The 3,217-nt window shown below is 72.8% G+C and carries 3 protein-coding genes; all 3 read right to left on the bottom strand.

Annotated elements, in window-relative coordinates; genetic code table 11:
- Positions 1 to 1,039: patatin-like phospholipase family protein (locus ND748_RS28820; RefSeq protein WP_251749336.1), on the bottom strand; the 1,039-nt coding region annotated here is incomplete at its 3' end.
- Positions 1,040 to 1,286: 247 nt separating this feature from the next.
- On the bottom strand, positions 1,287 to 1,787 hold the full coding sequence (locus ND748_RS28815) for a transcriptional regulator (RefSeq protein ID WP_251749335.1): 501 nt from the start codon (positions 1,785 to 1,787) through the stop codon (positions 1,287 to 1,289).
- Between the two features lie 440 nt (positions 1,788 to 2,227).
- A partial coding sequence (locus ND748_RS28810; RefSeq protein ID WP_251749334.1) for a chromosome partitioning protein occupies positions 2,228 to 3,217 on the bottom strand: 990 nt, incomplete at its 5' end.

Below are 3,217 nucleotides of genomic sequence, written 5' to 3'. Positions count from 1 at the left end.
CGCCGGTGGTGGCGCCACCGGGGGCGGCGGCGCTGGTGGTGGCGGCGCTGGTGCGGGCCGGCCGAGGTCGGGGCCGCGAACGGGCGCTTGCGCGCAGGGCCGCGCAGGTGGTCCGCAGGCTGGTCTCGAAGACCTCCGCTCGGCGGGTCAGGTCCATCAGGTTGCCGCCCATCACCGCGAGGTCCTCCGGTCCGGGAGACAGCACCGTCACCCGGGTGCCCGCGGCCTCGACCAGTTCGACCTCCCGCAGCAACCGACGGGTCGCGGCGCGCCGGACCTGCCGTTCGACCATGGCCACGGCGCCGCGAGGGCGGTCGCTGGCCAGCGAGCAGGCCGGCGCGAGCACGAGCACCTCTTCGAGCCCGGCGTCGGCAAGCAGGTCGACCGACGTGGGCGAGCGGGTCCCGCCGTCGACGAAGCGCTGGCCGCTCGACTCGATCGGGGCGTACCAGCCGGGGATCGCGCAGGACGCCATGACCGCCTCGGGCAGCGTCACCCGGGGTGCGTCGGGCGAGCCGAACAGCACCCGGTGACCGGTGTCGAAGTTCATCGCGACGACCCGCAGCATCGCCGGGGCGGGCCAGTCGGTGGGGTCGAGGCCCTTGCGGTCCATCGCGGTGGAGACCAGATCGCCCACCGCGGAGATCTTGCCGCGGCCCTGCGGCAGGATTGCTGCCAGGGTGACCATCGGCGAGGCGTGCCGGGGGTGCAGCGCGCTGGCCGTCAGCAGGCGTGGCGAGCCCATCCGCATCCGGGGCCGCGGAGGCAGCGAGGCGCCGAGGTCTCGGTAGTCGAGGACGGGGTCGCCCGCCTCGTACAGCCCGCGCTCGGAGTTGGCCATCACGTCGATGCCGACACCAAGGCTGAGCAGGGCCGCGACGACGGAGCCGGCCGAGGTGCCGACCACCAGGTCGCTACTACCCAGGTCGCGGCCCGTCTCGGTCTCGACGGCCCGCATGGCGCCGATCATCCAGGCAGAGCCGAGGACTCCACCTGCCCCGAGGACCAAGCCCCTGCGCGGGGCCCGCCTTCTGGTCATTGTCCACCTCCCGGCGCGGCGACCGGGGGTTGTGCCCTGCCTGGGGCACCTGCCGCCCCGGTCCGCCCGCTGCCATGTGGGCCACCCGGTCGCACCTGGACCGGGCCGGCCGTCGACGGCGGTTGCGCCGCGTGCGGCCTCCCGGGGATGGGCCAGTTGAACTCCACGGTCCGCGTCGACCGTTCGTTACCTGCGGCGCGTGACGCGCCCGGACGGGCCACCGGACTGCTCCGGCGGTTGTCCGCCGCTACTCCGGCGGTTCCTCGCTCTCCTCGGCGAAAGTCGTCTCCAGGACGCCCCAGTTGCGCAGGCGCTCGGCGAACTCCTGCGGCGTGGTGTCGTGCAGCAGGGCAAGCGCGCGCACATCGCCATCGCGGATGGACAGCACGTGCCCGGCGTAGTCGTCGCGCTGGCGCTGGATCTGCGCCACCCACCGCCGGACGAGCGCGGAGGTGTCGGGCGGCGCCTCGCTGAGCTTCTCCAGGTTCAGCACCGTGCGCGGGCGTCGCTCACGCGGGGGAAGCTGGTCCTCGCTGGGCAGCAGCGCCGACACCGGCACGCCGTAGAAACCGGCGAGCTCGGAGAGCTGGTGGACGCTGATCATACGGTCCCCGCGCTCGTAGGAGCCGACGGCGGCGGTCTTCCAGCGGCCGCGCGACTTCTGCTCGACCCCCTGGAGCGACAGCCCCTGCTGTATCCGTATCGCCCGCAGGCGGGCTCCCACCGCCTTCGCGTACTCCCGGCTCACCCGACACACCCCCTAGCCGTCTCGCCCGAGCATCTCCATGCCTCCGGCTCGCCGGACACGGTTGCGGCCGCGCTCCGGATGGCACCTTCGAGGCCTGCTCAACACTAACGTAACGTTGCCGAAAGGGGACTCTCACGCAGACATACATTCAGTCACGCTATGCAGTATGACTGCGCCGCCATTCACGTATTTACTTCATGGTGCATCAGATCGATGCCATATCGTGGCCGGCTTCCCACCACCGGCAGCTATGAGTAAGATCCCCTTCACTTGTTGACCAGAACCGTTCCACACAGCGATGCCCCCGAATCGCTCGCTGTAACCACGCCCGCTACACATTCATGACGAGTCGAATGCTTTATGTCACGGTTATGCCAAGGGCGTAACGGTGAGTTGTCATCGCACGGTCCGGTCGGCCAGGCTCAACCGCCGGCGATCACCTAGCGCGGCTGGCGTCGGAACCCGCTGCGGCGCCGGCGGCCGACCGCGGGCCGCCCGGCCAGCCGAGCGGCCAGATCCCGGATCGCCAGCCGGGCCGGGGAGGTGGGGGCGATGTCCCGCAGGAGCTGACCCGCGACCTGTGCGGCATCCAGGCCGGCGAGGTCATAGGGCACGAGCGCGACCGGCTCGGTCCCGGTATGGCGCAGGATCGCCCGGCCGACCTCCCGGGCCGGATCGCCGCCGACGACCGAGGCCCGCAGCCGGTTGACCACCACGAGCGGATCGGCCGCCGGGACGGTCTCCCGCAGGTCGGCAAGTCCACGGACGAACCGGACCAGACCAACCGGTTCCGCCGAGGCGACCGCGAGGACGACGTCGGCCGCCTCGAGCACCGCGAGCGTCGCGCCGTTGCGCCGCGGCGCCGCGGTATCGAACGACAGCTCCTCGTCCGTCTCCAGGCAGAAGCCGCAGTCCACCACCACGTACGACGCCAGCCGCCGGGACATCGACAGCACCGTCTCGATGGACGCCGGGCGCAGCTCGGGCCATCGCGACGGCCGGGAGATGCCGGGCAGCACCCGCAGGCCCTCGCCCAGGTCCCGGCACAGTACGGCCAGCCGCGGCACGTCGAGCAGGCCCTGATTCGCGGACCGGGCCGCGGCGGCGAGTCCCGGCGCCTCCTCCAGCAGGCCGACGAGCTGGCCGATCGCCCCACCGTAGGAATCGGCGTCCACCAGCAGCGTCGAGAACCCCAAGGCCGCGATCTCGGCGGCGAGGCACAGCGCGATCGTCGTGCGCCCCGGCGCTCCGGCCGGCCCCCAGACCGCGATCACCCGGCCGGCACCGGCCTCGGCGAGGCCGAGGCCGTCGGCGCCGGTGCCGGCCGGGGCGAGCTGCCCGAAGCCCATCATCGGCTCGCTGTAGGAGGCGGCAGGCCAGGCCGCCGGGCCGGCGGCGTGGGACGCCAAGGCGCGGGAGGCCTCGACGAC

Origin of the sequence: Frankia sp. AiPs1, from assembly GCF_023716945.1 — a bacterium.
Taxonomy (GTDB): domain Bacteria; phylum Actinomycetota; class Actinomycetes; order Frankiales; family Frankiaceae; genus Frankia.
This window is presented reverse-complemented; position numbering and strand designations above follow the sequence as displayed.